The sequence below is a fragment of the Bradyrhizobium sp. 930_D9_N1_4 genome (assembly GCF_052076015.1).
Taxonomy (GTDB): domain Bacteria; phylum Pseudomonadota; class Alphaproteobacteria; order Rhizobiales; family Xanthobacteraceae; genus Bradyrhizobium.
In genome coordinates, this window is the sequence record NZ_CP197236.1 from 3,758,485 (window position 1) to 3,776,334 (window position 17,850).

A 17,850-nucleotide genomic window follows, 5' to 3' on the forward strand; every position below is an offset into this window, starting at 1 on the left:
GGCAGGCGCATCCCATGGGTGTTTCCGAACCCTTCATCCGACGGCCGATCGCGACCTCGCTGCTTGGCATCGCGCTGCTGATTGGCGGGCTGCTGGGCTATTTCTCGCTGCCGGTCTCGGCACTGCCGCAGGTCGACTTCCCGACCGTGCAGGTGACGACGCAGCTGCCGGGCGCTAGCCCTGACGTGATCGCCTCGCTGATCACCGCGCCGCTGGAGCGCCAGCTCGGACAGATCCCGTCGCTGTCGGCGATGAACTCGACGAGCTCGTTCGGCGTCAGCCAGATCTCGCTTCAGTTCGATCTCAACCGCGACATCGACGGCGCCACCCAGGACGTACAGGCCGCGATCAACGCGGCGGCCGGCGTGCTGCCGAAGACGCTGCCTTATCCGCCGATCTACGCCAAGGTGAACCCGGCGGACGCGCCTGTCATGACGCTGGCGCTGCGCTCCGACACGATCTCGCTGCGCGCGATGAGCGACATCGCCGACACGCTGCTGGCGCAACGGCTGAGTCAGATCTCCGGGGTGGGGCGCGTCTCCGTGCTCGGCGGGCTGAAGCCGGCCGTGCGCATCCAGGCGGACCTCGCGCGCCTGGCGGCCTACGGCATCGCCATGGAGGATTTGCGCGCCGCGATCGCCAACGCCAATGTGTCAGGGCCAAAGGGCTCGCTCGACGGTGCGCAGCAATCCTACATCATCGCCGCCAACGACCAGATCGCGGCCGCCGACGCCTACAAGCCCATCATCATCGCTTACCGCAACGGCTCGCCGGTCACGATCGCCGACGTCGCGCAGATCGTGGACGGGCTGGAGAACGACCGTACCGGCGGCTGGTACCAGGGCACGCCGGCCGTCATCCTCGACATCCAGCGCCAGCCCGGCGCCAACGTCATCGACGTCGTCAGCCAGATCCGCGCGGAAATCCCCAAGGTGCAGCGCGCCATTCCGGCCGGTGTGAACCTCACCATCGTGTCCGACCGCACCGTCACCATCCGTGCCTCGGTGCGCGACGTGCAATTCACGCTGATCCTCAGCGTCGTGCTGGTGACGCTGGTGGTGCTGCTGTTCCTGCGCTCGCTGCGGGCCACGCTGATCGCGGGCGTCGCGCTGCCGCTGTCGCTGATCACCAGCTTCGGCATCATGTATTTCGCCGGCTTCAGCCTCGACAATCTGTCGCTGATGGCGCTCACCATCGGCACCGGCTTCGTCGTCGACGACGCCATCGTCATGATCGAGAACATCGTCCGTCACATGGAGGACGGCGACAGCGCGATGGAAGCCTCGCTGAAGGGCGCCAGCGAAATCGGCTTCACCGTGATCTCGCTGACGGTGTCGCTGATCGCGGTTTTCATCCCGCTGCTGTTCATGTCGGGCCTGGTCGGGCGCATGTTCCGCGAATTCGCGCTGACGCTTACGATCGCGGTCGTGACCTCGGCCGTGGTTTCGCTGACACTGACGCCGATGATGTGCTCGCGTCTGCTCAAGCACGCCCATGAGGAGCTGGCGGTGCCGGGGCTGGCCGCGGTCAGCCGCTTCATCGACCGCACCGTCGAGTTCTATCATCGGACGCTCTTGTGGGTGCTGGAGCGCCAGCGCGCCACGCTGCTCGTGACCTTTGCGACGCTGGTTGCGACCCTGGTCCTCTACGTTGTCGCCCCGAAGGGCTTTTTGCCACTTCAGGACACCGCCTCGATTACGGCAGTGACGGAGGCGGGACCGGATGTCTCGTTCGCGGAGATGCAGAAGCGGCAGGCCGAGGTTGCCGATGCCATCAAGGCCGATCCCGACGTGGTCGGCGTGGTCTCGGTGATCGGCGCGGGCTCGGTCAATCCGACCACCAATGTCGGGCGCCTGGTCATGAACCTGAAACCGCGCGGCGAGCGGCGCGACGATGTCAGCATGGTGATCACGCGGCTGAAGGAGCGGGTCTCGGGCATTCCCGGCATGACCGTCTATTTTCAGCCGGTCCAGGACGTGCAGATCTCGACCCAGTCGAGCCGCTCGCAATACCAGTACACGCTCACGGGAACGGATGCGGCGCTGGTGTCGGAATGGGCGCGCAAGCTGGTTGCCGAGATGCGGCGCGATCCGCTGTTCCGCGACGTCTCCTCGGAGGCGCAGGAGGGCGGCCTGCGGGCGCAGCTCGACGTGGACCGGACAAGGGCCGGACAGCTCGGCGTGAGTCTGCAGGGAATCACCGACACGCTCAACGACGCGTTTGCGCAGCGGCAGATCTCGACCATCTACGGCCAGGCCAACCAGTACCGCGTGGTGCTGGAGGCGCTGCCGATGTACCAGCGCGATCCCTCGATCCTGTCGAAGCTGTATCTGCCGGGCGGCGCCAGTAGCTCCGTCGTCGGCGCGCCGAACGCCCAGGTGCCGCTCTCCGCCGTCGCGACCTTGAAGCGCACCACGGCGCCGCTCGCGATCTCGCACCAGGCGCAATTTCCGTCGATCTCGCTCAGCTTCAACCTCGCGCCGGGTGCAGCGCTCGGCGATGCTGTCGAAGCGGTGAAAACGATCGAGACCCGCATCGAGATGCCCAACAGCATCGTCGGCGTCTACGCGGGCGATGCGGCTGAATTCGCCAAGGCGCTTGCGGGACAGCCCTGGCTGCTGCTCGCCGCCGTGATCACGATCTACATCGTGCTCGGCGTGCTCTACGAGAGCTACATCCACCCCATCACCATCCTGTCGACGCTGCCCTCGGCCGGCGTCGGCGCGATCCTGGCGCTGATGCTGTGCGGTCAGGACCTCTCGGTGATCGGCCTGATCGGCATCATCCTGCTGATGGGCATCGTCAAGAAGAACGCGATCATGATGATCGACTTCGCGCTGGAGGCAGAGCGCAACCAGGGCATGCCGCCGCATGAAGCGATCGTGCAGGCCTGCCTGCTGCGCTTCCGCCCGATCATGATGACGACGCTGGCCGCGCTGTTCGGCGCGCTGCCGCTGGCGATCGAAAGCGGCACCGGTGCCGAGCTGCGATTCCCGCTCGGCATCTCCATCATCGGCGGCCTGCTGCTGAGCCAGCTCCTGACGCTCTACACCACGCCGGTGATCTACCTCGCGCTCGACCGCATCAACCGCCGTTTTGAGCAGGCGCTGCCGCCCGCCGAATCCGGCGGGCCGCCGGTCGCGGGCGCGACCGAGGGGATGCAGTAATGGTCTCGATCTCGGAGCCCTTCATCCGGCGCCCGGTTGCGACCACGCTGCTGTCGATCGGGTTGTTCCTGCTGGGTGTCGTGGCCTACGCGTTCCTGCCCGTCGCCTCGGTCCCCAACGTCGATTTCCCCGCCATCTTCGTCTCCGCCAGCCGGCCGGGCGCCGATCCGTCGGTGATGGCGGCGACCGTGGCTTCGCCGCTGGAGCGGCGGCTCGGTGAGATCTCCGGCATCAACCAGATCACGTCCACGAGTTCGCTCGGCACGACCAGCATCCAGCTCCAGTTCGACATCGGCCGCAACATCGACAAGGCCGCGCGCGACGTGCAGGCGGCGATCAATGCCGCCCTCGTCGACCTGCCGAGCGACCTGCCGACGCTGCCGCGCTTCCGCAAGGCCAACACCGCCGGCGCGCCGGTCTTCGTGCTGGCCCTGACCTCGAAGACGCTGTCCGCGAGCGCGATCTACGACGTCGCCGATACCGTGCTCGCACAGCGCATCTCGCAGGTGCCGGGCGTCGGCGACGTCACGGTCAGCGGCGCCGATCAGCCGGCGGTGCGCGTGCAGCTCAATCCCGTCGCGCTGTCGAATGCCGGCATCGCCACCGACGACGTCCGGACCGCGATCATCAACGCCAACCCGCTCGGCCCCGTCGGAATCTTTAACGGCGAGCGCCAGAGCGAGACGCTGTCGCTCAACAAGCAGATGCGCACGGCGAAAGAGTTCCGCGACATCGTCATCAAGAGCTCGAACGGCAACTTCGTCCGCCTCGCCGACGTCGCCGACATCGAGGATTCCGTCCGCAACGCCCGCTCCATCGCCTGGTTCAACAAGCAGCCGGCGGTGCTGATCCAGATCACCAAGCAGGGCGATGCCAACGTCATCGACACCGTCGACAGGGTGAAGGCCCTGATCCCCGAGCTAAAGCAGTGGATTCCGGCCGGCGTCGATATTTCCACCCTGGTCGACCGCACCAGCACGATCCGCGCCAGCGTGCTCGACATGCAATGGACGCTGCTGGCGACCGCGGTTCTCGTGATGGTCGTGGTGTTCGTGTTCCTGCGGCGGCTGACGCCGACGATCGCCGCCGGCATCTCCGTGCCGCTGGCGCTGGCCGGGACCTGCGCCGGAATGTGGGTCGCAGGCTTCTCGATCGACAATCTGTCGCTGATGGCGCTGGCGATCTCGGTCGGCTTCGTGGTCGACGACGCCATCGTCATGATCGAGAACATGTACCGCAATCTCGAGCACGGCATGCGGCCGATGCAGGCAGCGCTGGAGGGCGCGAAACAGATCGGCTTCACCGTGGTGTCGATCAGCCTGTCGCTGATCGCGGCCTTCACGCCGCTGATCTTCATGGACGGCATCGTCGGCCGCCTGTTGCGCGAATTCTCGCTGACGCTGACCTTCGCGATCCTGGTCTCGACCCTGGTGTCGCTGACGGTGACGCCGATGATCTGCGCCCACTACATCCGACAGACCACCTCAGGCACGGCCACGCTGTTCGACCGGGTGATCGAGGGCTCGCTGTCGCGCATCGTCGCCTTCTACGCCCGCAGCCTGCGCACCGTGCTGCAATATCCGCTGCTGACGCTGCTGGTGTTCTTCGCCACCATCGGCCTGACGGTGACGCTCTACATCAAGGTCCCCAAGGGCTATTTCCCGACCGACGATTCCGGCTTCGTCATCGGCGCGACGCGTGGCTCGGCGGACATCTCGTTCCAGTCCATGCTCGGCCTCCAGCAGCGGCTCGCCGACATCGTGATGCAGGACCCGGCCGTGGCCGGCATCGGCTCGACCGTTGGCAGCGGAGGCGGGGGCCCGGGGGGCGCGACCTCGAACCGCGGCACCATGTTCATCAGCCTGAAGCCGCCGGAGGAACGCGACCACGTTTCGACGCAGGTGGTGATCGACCGCCTGCGGCGGGCTCTGTTCCCGGTGCCTGGCATCCGCCTGTTCATGTTTGCCGCCCAGGACGTGCGCGCCGGCGGGCGGCAGAGCGATTCCGACTATCAGTTCACGTTGACCAGCACCGACCTCGGCCTGCTCCAGAAGTGGGCGCCGATCGTGGCCAAGCGGCTGGAGAGCGTCGAAGGCATCACCGACATCTCCAGCGACCGCGATCCCGGCGGACTCCAGCTCACGCTCGCGATCGATCGCCAGAAAGCCTCGGCCCTCGGCGTCAGGGTTCAGGACATCGACAATGCGCTCAACAACGCGTTCTCGCAGCGGCAGATCGGGATCATCTACACCCAACGTAACCAGTACATGACCGTGCTGGAGATCGACCCGAAATTCCAGGTCGACCCGTCCAACCTCGAGCGCATCTACGTCGCCGGTGCCAACGACGTGCAGGTGCCGCTCTCGGCCGTGGTGCGCGCGACGCGCGGGCTCGCGGCGCTCGCGGTCTATCATTCGCAATCGTTCCCCTCGACCACGGTGTCGTTCAATCTGTTGCCGGACGTGCCGCTCCAGACCGCGACCCAGAACGTCCAGCGCGCCGTCGAGGAGCTGCACATGCCCGAGGGTATCCGCGGCAGTTTCGACGGCAATGCGGGCGATTTCGCCAAGACCGCTGGCCGCCAGCCGCTCTTGATCCTCGGCGCGCTGGTCGCGATGTATATCGTGCTCGGCGTGCTCTATGAGAGCCTCGCCCATCCGCTGACGATCATCTCGACGCTGCCCTCGGCCGGGCTTGGCGCTCTTCTTGCGCTCCAGCTGACGAATACGCCGCTGACGGTGATCGCCTTCGTCGGCATCATCCTGCTGATCGGCATCGTCAAGAAGAACGGCATCATGATGGTCGACTTCGCGCTCGATGCCGAGCGCCAGCGCGGCCTGTCCTCGGCGGAAGCGATCTTCGAGGCCTGCCAGGCGCGCTTTCGTCCGATCCTGATGACGACCATGGCGGCCTTGTTCGCCGGCATCCCGCTGGTGATTGCGACCGGCCCCGGCACCGAGCTGCGGCGGCCGCTCGGCATCACCATCATCGGCGGCCTGTTCGTCTCGCAGATCCTGACGCTGTACACCACGCCGGTGATCTACTTGCTGATCGACCGCCTGCGCCGCCGCTCCGAGCCGCGCCCGCTGGCGGCTCCTGCCGAATAGGCGGGTTGTTGAACGGCCGCGCGAAGCGTATAGCGGCAGCCATGTCGAACCCCACCGCCGCCGCGCCGGCCGATCCGATCCCCGAATGCCCGCACTGCCAGAAGCCGATGCCGCTGTGCATCTGCGACAGCGTCACGCCGGTTGAAAACCGTCTTGGCCTCCTGATCCTCCAGCATCCGCAGGAGCAGGACAGGGCGCTCGGCACCGCGCGGCTGCTGGCAAAGCACTTTGCCGACGCCACGCTGCGGGTTGGCCTGTCCTGGCCAAGCCTGTCCAAGGCGCTGGGCCATCACGTCGAGAACGCCTCGCACTGGGCCGTGCTCTATCTCGGCTCGGCCAAGGCGGCCGATCTCGAAGCCGAGGGCGAAATCCTGGCGCTGAACCGCAAGGGCGAGATCGCGGACAAGCAGCGCGAGCGCCTCGGCAAGCTCGAGGGCGTCGTGCTGCTGGACGGCACCTGGAGCCAGGCCAAGGCGCTGTGGTGGCGCAATCCCTGGATGCTCAAATGCCAGCGCGTCATCCTCAACCCGGCGCATCCGTCCCGCTACGGCCGCCTGCGCAAGGAGCCGCGCAAGGACGGGCTGTCGACCATCGAGGCCGCGGCGACGATGCTGGGCAGTCTGGAGAAACGCCCTGACATCGCCGAGATGCTGAACGCCAGTTTTGAACGGATGTTAACACGCTACCGCGAGGTGCAGGCCGAGATGCCGGAACTGGCGCCCAAACCGGCGGCTAAGGATCGCCGCCGGGGTGTGCGGCGCGGCAAACGCGCCTGAGCCGATCCGACCTCCTCCATACGGTTGATTGCCCGAAGGCAGGCGGCCGGATAGAGACCACCGGCCGATAAGCGGCTATCCTGTCGCAGCATCGGAAGGCGGTAGGGGCAGTCGAATTCAGCTCGCAACGAAGGAAATCCTGGCACAGGCGGCGCGGCCCGATCGGTGGGGCACGCTTGCGCTGATGGACATTTCGCTGCGCTACCGGCGCACCGTGATCGGCCCGCTCTGGATCACCCTGACGCTGGCCGCGACCATCGCCAGCGTGGGCACGGTCTATGCGGCGCTGTTCAAGCAGGACATTGCAGCCTTCCTGCCGCCTTTTGCCGTCGGCCTGATCGTCTGGACCCTGATCGCGACGACGCTCCAGGAAGGCTCCAACATCTTCGTGGCCTCCGGTCACCTGATCAAGGCGGTGCCGGCGCCGTTGATCGTGCACGTGCTCCAGATGATCGCGCGCAACGTCCTGATCTTCGCGCATCATCTGGTGATCGTCGTGCTGCTTTATGTCGTGATGCCCTGGCCACTGCATGCGAGCATACTGCTTGCGCTGCCCGGCTTTGTGATCCTGCTCGTGGTTCTGCTCGGCGGCTCGGTCGCGCTCGGCATGCTCTGCGCGCGCTTTCGCGACATCGGCTCGGCGATCGTCAGCGGCCTGCAATTCGTCTTCTTCCTGACGCCGATCATCTGGACCGAGGACACCGTGCGCGGCACGGCGTTCCATTGGCTGGTTCGCGTCAATCCGTTTGCGACGCTGCTCGATCTCGTGCGCAGGCCGCTTCTGTCGCAGCCGATCGATGCGGAGCAATGGCTGCTGGGGATCGTTTATGCGGCCGTCGTCGCAGCCACCGGCCTGTTCTGCTACGCGCGCTATCGCCACCGCGTGGCATATTGGCTGTGAGATGCGCATGAGCAGCCCGGCCCGCATCGTCCTGCGCAACGTTTCGGTCAAGTTTCCGGTGCTGTCGTTTCGCGACCGCTCGCTGCGCAGCCGCTTCGTCAGCGCCGTGACGCTGCGGCGGACGGCGGCAGTCCCGCACATCGTGACCGCGCTCGACGATGTCAGCCTCGACATCCGCGCCGGCGACCGTCTCGCCATCATCGGCGCCAATGGTGCCGGCAAGACCACGTTGCTGCGGGTTCTGGCGGGGATCTACCATCCGACCGCGGGCGGCGTGGAGGTCGATGGCCGCTGCCTGTCGCTGTTCGACCTGTCGGCCGGCTTTGACGAGGAGGCGACCGGCTACGAGAACATCATGCGGCGCGGGCTCGTGATCGGCGCGCGCCGCTCGGAGATCGACGCGCGGCGCGCGGAGATCGCCGAATTCACCGAGCTCGGCGATCGGCTCGACCTGCCGCTGCGCACCTATTCGAGCGGCATGATGCTGCGCCTGATCTTTGCGGTCGCGACCGCTGTCGAGGGCGAGATCGTGCTGCTCGACGAATGGATCGGCGTCGGCGACCAGCAATTCCGGAAAAAGGCACGGCAGCGGCTCGATGAGATCGTCGCCCGCGCCGGCATCCTGGTGCTGGCCTCGCACGACATCGAGCTGATCCAGAGCACCTGCAACCGCGCCATCCTGCTGGAGGAGGGCCGGATCACGGCCGCCGGTGCGACCGATGCTATCCTTGCGAAATATCTCGCAGGCCCCGGCGGAGCCAAGGCGTAAACATCCGGCCGGGGTTGCCTAACCCATTGATCCCCTATATTGGTCCGGCCTTACGGGGCCACGTGGCGGAGTGGTTACGCAACGGTCTGCAAAACCGTGTACACCAGTTCAATTCTGGTCGTGGCCTCCATTTAAGCATCTGAAATTAAATCGAAATTTATATTCTGCTGGTGCTGACGAACGGCATCATGGGTTACGTCCTGGGTCACCTTTGAGCGGCGCTCACTGCGATGGCAAATCACGTGAGCTGAACAGCCCGAATCCGTGGAGCAATTTGATCGGGAGCAAGCTCCAACGCTTGTGGTCCCGGAGGTCTCCTGACGTTTTTTCACCGGAGCGCTCGGACGGCACATGGCTGTCGATGCCATGCAACCGCACGTCACACCGAATAATCCCATCCGGGTGTCGTCAGATGTCTTCTTCTGTTCGGAATTGAACGTGGAGCGATCTTGACGGACACAACCTTTGGTAGGATTCAAACTGGTTACCAACGGAGGAATTCTCGTGGCGACCTCAAAGACGGAAAACGGCGTGACGATCACTTATCCGGACACCGTTCGTCTGGAGGTTCTGACGGCGGACGTGGGAGGTGGGGCGCTTCGACGCATGCGGGCAAGCCCGGGAGTTTCGTCGGCGTTACCGTCGGGTCTGGCCGACTCCGGTCTTACCGTGGCCCTCGATGCGATGCTGGTGCCGCCCCGCGGCACGCTCAAGCCGATGCGGGCTTTGCCAGGGGAGGTCCCGCATGTGGAGGTCGACGTCGAGCCGGGCGAGGGCGCCGTGGTGTTGGTCGAGGCCAACGGCGTATTCACTTGGGTCAAGCCGGATGATCCAGCCAGCCCGCGCGTCATGCGCGGAGGGCCGCGTAAGCTTTCGTTCACTCTGATAAGTCCACCGGCTGCCGCAGCGGTCCCGGTCGGGTCGGCGCCGAAACAGCGGGGCTTCTTCACCGACTGGCTGGTCGACGCAGTGCTCGATCAGGTGCGCGTCGTCGTATTCAAATATGTCGGTCGCTGGGCGGCAGCTACGCTCGCCGCGCGCCTCGAAGGCTCGATCCAGCCTGGACCGGTCGCGATGCCGAGCCTGGACATCGATTCCTGGGGACCACTCGCAATCCAGGCGACACCGGCCGGACCGGCGCAGAAGGTGCTGTTGTTCGTCCATGGCACGTTTTCTACCACGCGGGGCAGCTTCGGCCATCTGGTGTCCCATTCGGCAGGCCGCACGTTCCTTTCAGGCGCGCTGAAAACATACGACCTCGTTCTCGGCTTCGATCACCGCACATTGACCGAGGACCCCCTGACGAATGCGCGGCAGATATTGACCGCACTCGGTGGATTGGCCCTGCCGGAAGGCTCTACGATCGATGCAATCGCCTATAGCCGCGGCGGGCTCGTGCTCCGGAGCCTGATGGAGGGATTGCTTGCCGGCCATGAGAGCGTTCTTCCCGGCGTAGCGTTCAAACGCGCGGTGTTCGTCGGCTGCACCAATGGGGGAACGCATCTGGCCGAGCCGGAGAACGTCAAGGATCTCCTGGACACATACACGAATTTGTTCGCGCGCGGCGCGACCGCACTCGGCGCGTTTGGCGGACCGACCGGCGTCGCGATCGGGAAGGCGTTTTCGACCAGCGTCAGCTTATTGGGACGGTTCGCACAGGCGCTCGCGGATGCCGCCATCGAGGACAATGCCGTACCAGGTCTGGCGGCGATGCGGCCTGGCGGGGACGTCGTCACCAAGTTGAACCAGGAGAAAAATCCGGGCTCGCCTGACGCAGTCTATTTCGCGGTGTCGGCGAATTTCGAGCCGACATTCAAGGTCGCGGAAGGAATTGCAAAGGAGACCGCGGAACTGCTGATCGACCGCATTGCAGATCGGCTGTTCAAGGACCAGGCCAACGATCTGGTGGTCGACACCGCGGCGATGACCGCATTCGGCACGCTCGCCGCCCGCTTGGTCAGCGATCGCGAGTTTCCGTTCGGCGAGACCGACAGGGTCTACCACATCACGTATTTTGCGCAGCCCGAGGTCGCCACCAAGTTGGCGAACTGGCTGGGATTGCCGGCAGCAGCGGAGCCGATCAGCCCGCCCCCTCCAACCGCTACGGCAGCGGTGGTGCCAAAGCGGTCCCCGGTCGCGCACCCGGTGCCCCCCATGAGAGTCCCTCCGGCACCGGCAGGAGCACCGCCCGCCATGAGAGGATCGCGCTCCGGCAATGTTCTTTTGGCCGAGGAAGGTCCCAAGGAGGCCGCGCCAGCTCCCGGAGGGGCAGATGCGGAATGCCATTTTGCCGCGCGTATGCCGCCCAATCCGCCGCTCGGCAAGCGGACGAGACTGGAAGTGATCGTATCGCGTGTCGCCATCGATCTGGCTGTCTCGGCCGTGGCCGCCAAGAGCGGCCCTGTGGCCGTGTCGTCGAGCCAGCCGCTGACGATCGAGGTCATCGGATTGAAAAATGCGCGCGTGGTCGATCCGGTCCCCGCCGAGGTCGTTACCGAAGTCCCACGCGACGACAAGCCGGTGACGTTCGTTTTCCGGGTCGACGGTGTGGCATTCGGGGCGGCCGAGTTCCTGGTCGAGATCCGCCAGTCTGCCCGCGTCCTCACGTCCTTTACGCTGCGTCCGGTCTTCATCGACGACGAAAGCGAGATGCTCACGGTGACGGCGTCCGCCACCGTCAATCCGCCCGTGAACCGCAATGCGGTCCTGCGCATCTACGAGATCCAGCCTGTTCCCGGGCGCATCTCGCTCAGGTTCGACCTCGAATGTTCGGATCCAAACATCAACATCAACGAGACGGTGTCGCTGCGCGACAGCTTCAATCGCGAGAGCTACGTCACCGAGTTGCTCAAGAACGTCGAGACCACCTGGTTCAACGACGCGGACTCGCGCGAGCGCGTCATGATCGGGCTGCGCGCAATCGGTGAAGAGATGGCTGATCAGCTGCTCCCCGAGCGCCTGCGGCGCGCCTTGTGGACCAATCGCAAGCGTATTGGCGCCATCCAGGTCTTGTCGGAAGACACCAGCTTCCCATGGGAAATGATGTTCTTGGCCGACCCCGATCGCCGAGACGTCGACGGTGAAGGCTTCCTTGCCGAATATGGTCTGATCCGCTGGCTGCACGATACGCAATGGCCGCCGCGGCAATTGCCGGTGCGGCCGGACCGTGTCCGCTACATCGTGCCGACCTATCCGGTGGAGGAATACGTGCTGCCAGAAGCGCAGCAGGAGCGGGAGGTCCTGATCAGGATGTTCCCGGGGGCTGTGCAGCTTCCGGCCGACACCGTGCTGTTGTATTCGCAATTGCGACGGCCGGGGCCGATCGACATTCTCCACGTCAGCGGTCATGGACTGTCGACTGTGGGGAACGTCATTCAAGCGAGCCTGCTGATGGACGGGCGAGTGGGACCGGATGGACGCTATCAGCGGGATGAACTGACGGCTTCGAAAGTGAATACGGCATTGGCGTTCGACGGCGACAGTCAGCCGATTGTCTTCCTCAACGCCTGCCAGGCCGGCCGCTCCGGCAATTCGATGGTGGGAGTCGGTGGATTCGCGGCGGCATTCCTGAAACCGGGGTCGAAGCGCGGGGCCGGCGTGTTCATCGGTGCGCAATGGTCGGTCGGCGATTCCACAGCACTGACCTTTGCGACCAGGTTCTACGAAAGCCTGCTGGACGGCCAGACCTTGGTGGAAGCAACCCGTAAGGCCCGCAACGCAGCAAAGGATGCGGGCGAGCTGTCGTGGCTTTCCTACACGGTGTATGGCGATCCGTCCGCGACCGTCCTGCGCCCTTAGCCGAAACGCAAACGCGTCTCAGTTGGCCTGCTTTGGCCGCAGCTGCTGCTGTTGTTGCTGTACATTCGGAGGCGGCAATTTGTCTGGCGTGTTGGATGTCGTCCCGCTCGGCGGGGCCTTCGGTGCGGCCTGATTAGGGACCGCAGACGGCAGCTTCGTTTGTGTTGGCGGCGGCGCAGCGGATTGCAGTCGCTGCATGTCGATGCAGACGGCGACACCCGTGAGCACGGCCACCAGCAGAACGACGCCGGCAACGCCGAAGATCGACAACGCGAGACTTCGCTCCGTCGCCTCGGCTGGTGTCTCGTCGAAGACCTCGCCGAACAGACGCGGGCCGAGTTTCCGGACCTCCGCCTTGGGCAGATCGGCCAGTTCTTCCGCACGGTTCGTCCCGAAGGTCAGGCGGAGGACCGCCTCGTAGGCGAACGCTGTCGTGCCGCCATCGGCACGGAGGGCAGCGAGCGCGTCGCGCAGAGACGAATAGGCCCGCCGCGGCGACGCTTCCGGGGGAGATGAGGGGGCCATCGTTGCGCTCATTTTTTCCTCAGCTCGCTTGCTGCACCCGTCCCCTGGGATGACGAAAGCTGCGCTTCGCCATCCTCGGATAGCGTGCTCGGTTGCGAAGCGCGCCAGTCAGGATCGGAATCAACGGTTTCGTCCCGTCGCGATGCGGTACGCAACCGGGCCGCGTTCTTGGAAACGTAACGAGATACTCTCGACATCGCGGAGGTTGCCGCAGCCTGAACGCTGGAAGCCGTCAAATACCGCCAGCGGCCCTCGGCAAATGCGCGCAGTGCAAATCCCATGAACGAGAAGGTCAAATAGGCGGCGAAAAGCATCGCCGCCAGTCCCTCTACCTTGCCCGGATTTGCGAATGGTGTCCAAAATCTGGTCATCAGCCAGGGAACGCCCGCGAGGAAAAATGCCGCGAAGAGATGGTTCAACAGATCGCGGAAGCGATTCAAGCTGAGGCCAAGCATCAGGCCCGTGAAGGCGATGACCGGACTGCGGCTGACAGCTACTTCGAGAGGAACGAAAACAAGCTCCTTCGCATAGAGAGCATATCCTTCAAACCAGATCAGCTGCGCCCACATGAACAGGACGAAGGGGGTCTTGGGCGAGAAAATGACGCCAGAAATCATCGTCAGGTATGATTGCGAACTCCGTGCGAACGCATCTTCGATCAGCATCGCCCTTCGTAGATGCACGCGAGCCAGCAAGGTGACGACGGCCGCGGCCGAGGCCGTCGTCCACGGCAATCCGTAGAGAAGGAGAGGCTCGGAGCCCTTCGGCGGCAGGGTGACGCCGAGACTCGCCAGCGTTCCGTCGAGTTCCTTCGGCCCAAGAGACGTGAGATCGAACCCGATCCGGACACCTGCCAGCAATCCGAGCAGCAGCAGGAATTTCCAGACCGGCATCCGCGACAAGCCAACGACAAAAGCGGTCGTGAGCACGAGCCAATCAGGATCGTAGCTGAGGACGGAATGGCCGCCGTCCGGGGGGTAGATGGCCATGCTGGCGGCAAACGCCGTGGCTAAGATCAACAAGTCGGAGGGCGATAGCGTCTCGCGCGAAAGTAGCTGGGCACGCAGCTTCGCGTCCGCCACAAAGCGCATCCAGAATAGCATCGCAACGATGAGCGCAGGTTCGCCGTAATGCCAGCCGTACTGCGACAGATTTCCGACGGCAGCGGGAAGCAGCGCGAGCCCAATCGGCCACAACGCGCCGGTCCCGTAACGAACGCTGGCCGCAATGCATATGGGAGGCACCATCAGCGTGAACCATCCGGGACGGCTCGCGACGACAAAGAGGGCGGTCCATATCCAGGGAGCGAAAGAGAACGCTAAAATCGGAAATGCCATCCACCATGGCGTATCCAGATACGACCACTGGAAGAGCGGTTTCTTGATCCGCATGCGGCCGGGCTGCAGTGCCTTCAGGTCTTCGATGAACGGCAGTGCGCTGAAAACCCGAAGCATGGGCCAAAGTGCAAGCAGCAGGGCCAGCCACACCAGTTCTGACAGGCTGCTCCAATACGCCGCTGAAAGTGCCGCAGGCGGCAAGATCATCATGAAGGCCGCCTGGACAGTGAGTCCTGGCTGCGTCCGGATCTGACTCATGGCCAAGACCAATCTCTCGCGCTGCGAAAACGAAATGCCCGACACGGGCACCAGGGAGATCGAAGCAATGAATTGTACGACGAGGATGCCGATGATCGTCGGCACGAGCGATAGCGTGGAAGAGATGTTCGTCGCCGCGACTGCCGCAGCGATCGCGGCAATGGGCGCTGTTACGAGCGTGATCGCGATGTTGGCTCTAATACGATTGTCCTGCATCTTTGGCTTGACGAACGGCCGAAAGCCGAGGGCGGAGAAGAGTAGATAGATGCCGGCAAGCCCTCCGCAGACTGCCGCTGGCGCACCCAAAATGCCCCTTGGAGGAGAGGATATGATCTGCTGCGCGGTAACCCCGAACGATTCAAGTGCAATTGCGCTGAGCTGGAAAGCGATCGCCGCGATTGAGATTGCCATGGCGCACGAGAAGAAATCGCTGACGAGGTGACGTCGCGCCCCGCCGGGCGCAGCGAGCCACCACGTTCCCAATATGCTTCGTCGCAGGATGGCCGCGAAGATGATCCAGATCAACGGAGCCGCCAGCATCACCGACGTCGCGACCATTGGCATCTTGCCGAGTTCACTTGACGGCAGAATGGAAGCGACGAGAACGATGTAACCGCCGACCAGAAGCAAGCTTGTTGCAGCGACGCTGGGTCTAAAGACGAGCTGTGCTGCAATGGCGTCTCCGAGCGCGTATTTCGATGGGGGGCCCACGTCGCAGACGGTCAGCTCGTCGACATCCGGAATCGTCCAAAGATTGCCGTTCCAGCCCGGATGCCGATCGAGCGCAATCCTTACAGTCGTAATCAGGGCAAGAAAGAAGACTGGCAGCGGCAGTGAAATAGGATCGACGAAGTCGGCCTTGAGGCCGAGCACTCCGAATATGATGCCGGCTTTGCCCATCGTCAGTCGAAGCGGCCATGGCGCGCTCAGCAATCGCGCCCAAATGGACGACGACGACACGGTCGCCGCGGAATAGTCCGCTTGTCTCTGCCAAAACAGGGTTATGAGCGAGCAGGCGATCGACAGGCTCAAAGCTACGATCGCGACTGTGCCGCCGGGGAGAAACGGGTAGCCGACCGATTGCGTCCAGTGTCTTGCCGTGGCCAGCGCCGGGAGCACCAGCTGATCCTTGAAGAGGAAGCACAGTGCAGCAAGCGCGAAAAATCCGCCGCCTGTGATCCTCGGTGCGAGCTTGCGCTGTTGACCAAGGCGTTCCGTCATGGCCGCGCCGGCCTTCGGGCGCAACAGATCGGCCTTCGGAGGTTCGCCGAACAGCATGGCGAGGAACAGCCGCTCTGCGAACGGGTGCTCGGGATCCATGTTGGCCCGGAGGCTCTTTCGAGCGATCTCGAGGCTTGCCTGCGCGACGATGTTTCCGTGTGCCACGACCATGGGGGCCACAAGCTTGATGTGTGCGCGCGCCATCGTCTCGCGTTCGGCCTCAGTCAAACGCCTGACGAGGGCGAGGCGAAGCCAATCGGGAAAGCGGCCGTCGCGGAGCCAGGGCAGGCGGGCAAGCCGGGCATAGAGCTCTTCATCGAGCTTTTCATTGGACGTATTGGACTCCCGGTTGCGCGGCTGCTGGTTCTGCGCCTCCTGGTTCAGAGCCTCGGCGATTGCGAATGTGTAGGCAGGTTTGACACTCGGGAAAACGGCGACGGCAACCAGCAGCCGGAAGGCGAAGCGCGAGCCCATCCAGGCCTGGAGCGCCGACACGAGGGCTCTGATCTGGAGCGCACTCAGGCCGCTCGTCGCGATCGGCCCGTCCGGCGCGCCCTCCTTGGGCAGGAGAAGCGGATAATCCGCAGCATAGCGGTGATACTCGGTATCGAGATGCGCCAGGAATGGATCGGCCTCGCCGGGAATGTTCCTGATCGCGGTGGCCAGCGGCTCCGTCCAGTCCACGAGCGTCGAAATGCGTGCCGTGTCCTCGATGCCCTGCCGGTCGCAATAAGCCACGTTGAAGCCGGATTGCAGCAGCCGGCGCTCGTGGTGTTCCCAGAAATCTTCGGGTGTCGGGGTCAGGACATGAACCTGCGCAAATTCCCCGAGCAGCCGGCGAAGCCGCAACTCGTCGTCGATGTCTCGCCCATCGACCAGGCCGTGACCGTCGCCGATGAGGATCAGGCGCTGGCCGACATGGCGGGCCACGATGCGTTCGACGTTCTCGACGGCGGCGCCCTCCGGGCGACCGCTCACCTGGGTCAGCCGGGTTGGCGTGAGGCGGAAGTCATAACGCGTGACGGTCGCGCCGGCACTCCGCAGGCGATCTTCGAGCAACTGCGCGAGGAAAGCGAGGTGATCGGCTGCGCCTTCACGGTCCACGAACAGAACCACTTCCAGGCTGTTGCGGTGGGTCGCCCGCCGAATGGTGGGCCAGCCGGCAGCGCGCACCGTGGCGCGCAGCGAGGAAGACACGTCGATCCGCGAGGATTCCGTTCGTACCGCACGGCGTAGCGTATCGAAAGCGAGACGCACAGTGGTGCCGCGAAAGAGGGTATTGGAGTCGGGGCGCGTGAAGCGCTCCAGGCGTTCCGCCGCACCCTGTTCGCGCGAAATCAGGGAGGTCACCGGACGCCACCACGTCCACGCCAGCCAGCCGGCGATCAAAGCGGGCAGGGCAACCGCTACGCGCTGGGCCAGGTCGACGACTGCCTGCTCGAGCAGATTGCTCCCTACGTTCGGGAGCGCGCCCGAGCCGAGATTCGATGTCTCGTTCGGCGGAGATGGTTGCGCGGCAAGGTACCAGATGGCCAGTCCCACGATCGCGATGGACGCGATGATCAAGGCCGCGATCAGCATGGGTTTTGTCGATAGCAGCGCGAGCTTTTGTACGATCCCCATTGGGGGAGCCTCGGCGGAAGCTCCCTTTGCGGTGGTGTCGTTCTCCGGCACGGCGTCAAGCTTCCGCCCCGCGCTCCGTCGTGACCACATCCGGTCGAGCTGCTGCTCGAACACGACCTGGTCTTCTGCTGTTGCGCACAAGACCGAGCCGAGGGTGGCCGCAGCATCCTTGGCGTCGTGGAAGGTGATGCCGGCCTGGGCAAGGCGCCATGCCAGGAAGTAGACTCGCTGGCGGCGATCCTGCGTGATGAGCAAGCCGGCTTTTATCGCGGCCTCCAGCAGTTCGTCGAGCGTGCCGTTGAGCGGCCTGAGGAGGCGCGTCAGTGCCGCGTCGATGTCGAGAGCATCCCTGCGCGGGCCCTTCATTG

At 64.6% G+C, this 17,850-nt stretch carries 8 protein-coding genes and 1 tRNA gene; 7 read left to right on the plus strand and 2 right to left on the minus strand.

Annotated elements, in window-relative coordinates; translation table 11 throughout:
• The first annotated feature begins 14 nt into the window (after positions 1–14).
• The 7 genes from AB7532_RS17725 (at position 15) to AB7532_RS17755 (ending at position 12,518) form a co-directional block, all read left to right on the plus strand.
• Positions 15–3,167 (plus strand): efflux RND transporter permease subunit, encoded by a 3,153-nt coding sequence (locus tag AB7532_RS17725; RefSeq protein ID WP_441236053.1) that lies wholly within the window; start codon positions 15–17, stop codon positions 3,165–3,167.
• Positions 3,167–6,274: an efflux RND transporter permease subunit gene (locus AB7532_RS17730; RefSeq protein WP_441236054.1), complete on the plus strand. Its 3,108-nt coding sequence runs from the start codon at positions 3,167–3,169 to the stop codon at positions 6,272–6,274. The genes AB7532_RS17725 and AB7532_RS17730 overlap by 1 nt, the downstream gene beginning before the upstream one ends.
• A gap of 41 nt (positions 6,275–6,315) precedes the next feature.
• Positions 6,316–7,050 carry a tRNA-uridine aminocarboxypropyltransferase gene (locus tag AB7532_RS17735; protein ID WP_441236055.1) on the plus strand — a complete coding sequence of 245 codons (735 nt, stop codon included), beginning with the start codon at positions 6,316–6,318 and terminating at the stop codon, positions 7,048–7,050.
• Positions 7,051–7,234: 184 nt separating this feature from the next.
• Positions 7,235–7,951, plus strand: coding sequence for an ABC transporter permease (locus AB7532_RS17740; protein WP_441236056.1), 717 nt, complete (start codon positions 7,235–7,237; stop codon positions 7,949–7,951).
• A 7-nt stretch (positions 7,952–7,958) separates the two neighbouring features.
• Positions 7,959–8,720, plus strand: coding sequence for an ABC transporter ATP-binding protein (locus tag AB7532_RS17745; RefSeq protein ID WP_441236057.1), 762 nt, complete (start codon positions 7,959–7,961; stop codon positions 8,718–8,720).
• A gap of 56 nt (positions 8,721–8,776) precedes the next feature.
• Positions 8,777–8,850: transfer RNA gene (locus AB7532_RS17750), tRNA-Cys, on the plus strand.
• Positions 8,851–9,224: 374 nt separating this feature from the next.
• Complete coding sequence (locus AB7532_RS17755; RefSeq protein ID WP_441236058.1) at positions 9,225–12,518, plus strand: DUF7379 domain-containing protein; 3,294 nt, start codon at positions 9,225–9,227, stop codon at positions 12,516–12,518.
• Positions 12,519–12,536: 18 nt separating this feature from the next.
• On the opposite strand, the gene AB7532_RS17760 is transcribed toward AB7532_RS17755, so the two are convergent.
• Entirely contained in the window at positions 12,537–13,055 is a 519-nt protein-coding gene (locus tag AB7532_RS17760; protein WP_441236059.1) for a hypothetical protein, read from the minus strand.
• Positions 13,052–17,848, minus strand: coding sequence for a hypothetical protein (locus AB7532_RS17765; protein ID WP_441236060.1), 4,797 nt, complete (start codon positions 17,846–17,848; stop codon positions 13,052–13,054). The genes AB7532_RS17760 and AB7532_RS17765 overlap by 4 nt, the downstream gene beginning before the upstream one ends.
• Positions 17,849–17,850 lie beyond the last annotated feature (2 nt).

Coding starts and splice junctions, on each gene's coding strand:
- AB7532_RS17765 (WP_441236060.1), bottom strand. CDS start 17,848: ATGAAGGGCCCGCGCAGGGATGCTCTCGACATCGACGCGGCACTGACG.
- AB7532_RS17760 (WP_441236059.1), bottom strand. CDS start 13,055: ATGAGCGCAACGATGGCCCCCTCATCTCCCCCGGAAGCGTCGCCGCGG.
- AB7532_RS17740 (WP_441236056.1), top strand. CDS start 7,235: ATGGACATTTCGCTGCGCTACCGGCGCACCGTGATCGGCCCGCTCTGG.
- AB7532_RS17735 (WP_441236055.1), top strand. CDS start 6,316: ATGTCGAACCCCACCGCCGCCGCGCCGGCCGATCCGATCCCCGAATGC.
- AB7532_RS17730 (WP_441236054.1), top strand. CDS start 3,167: ATGGTCTCGATCTCGGAGCCCTTCATCCGGCGCCCGGTTGCGACCACG.
- AB7532_RS17745 (WP_441236057.1), top strand. CDS start 7,959: ATGAGCAGCCCGGCCCGCATCGTCCTGCGCAACGTTTCGGTCAAGTTT.
- AB7532_RS17725 (WP_441236053.1), top strand. CDS start 15: ATGGGTGTTTCCGAACCCTTCATCCGACGGCCGATCGCGACCTCGCTG.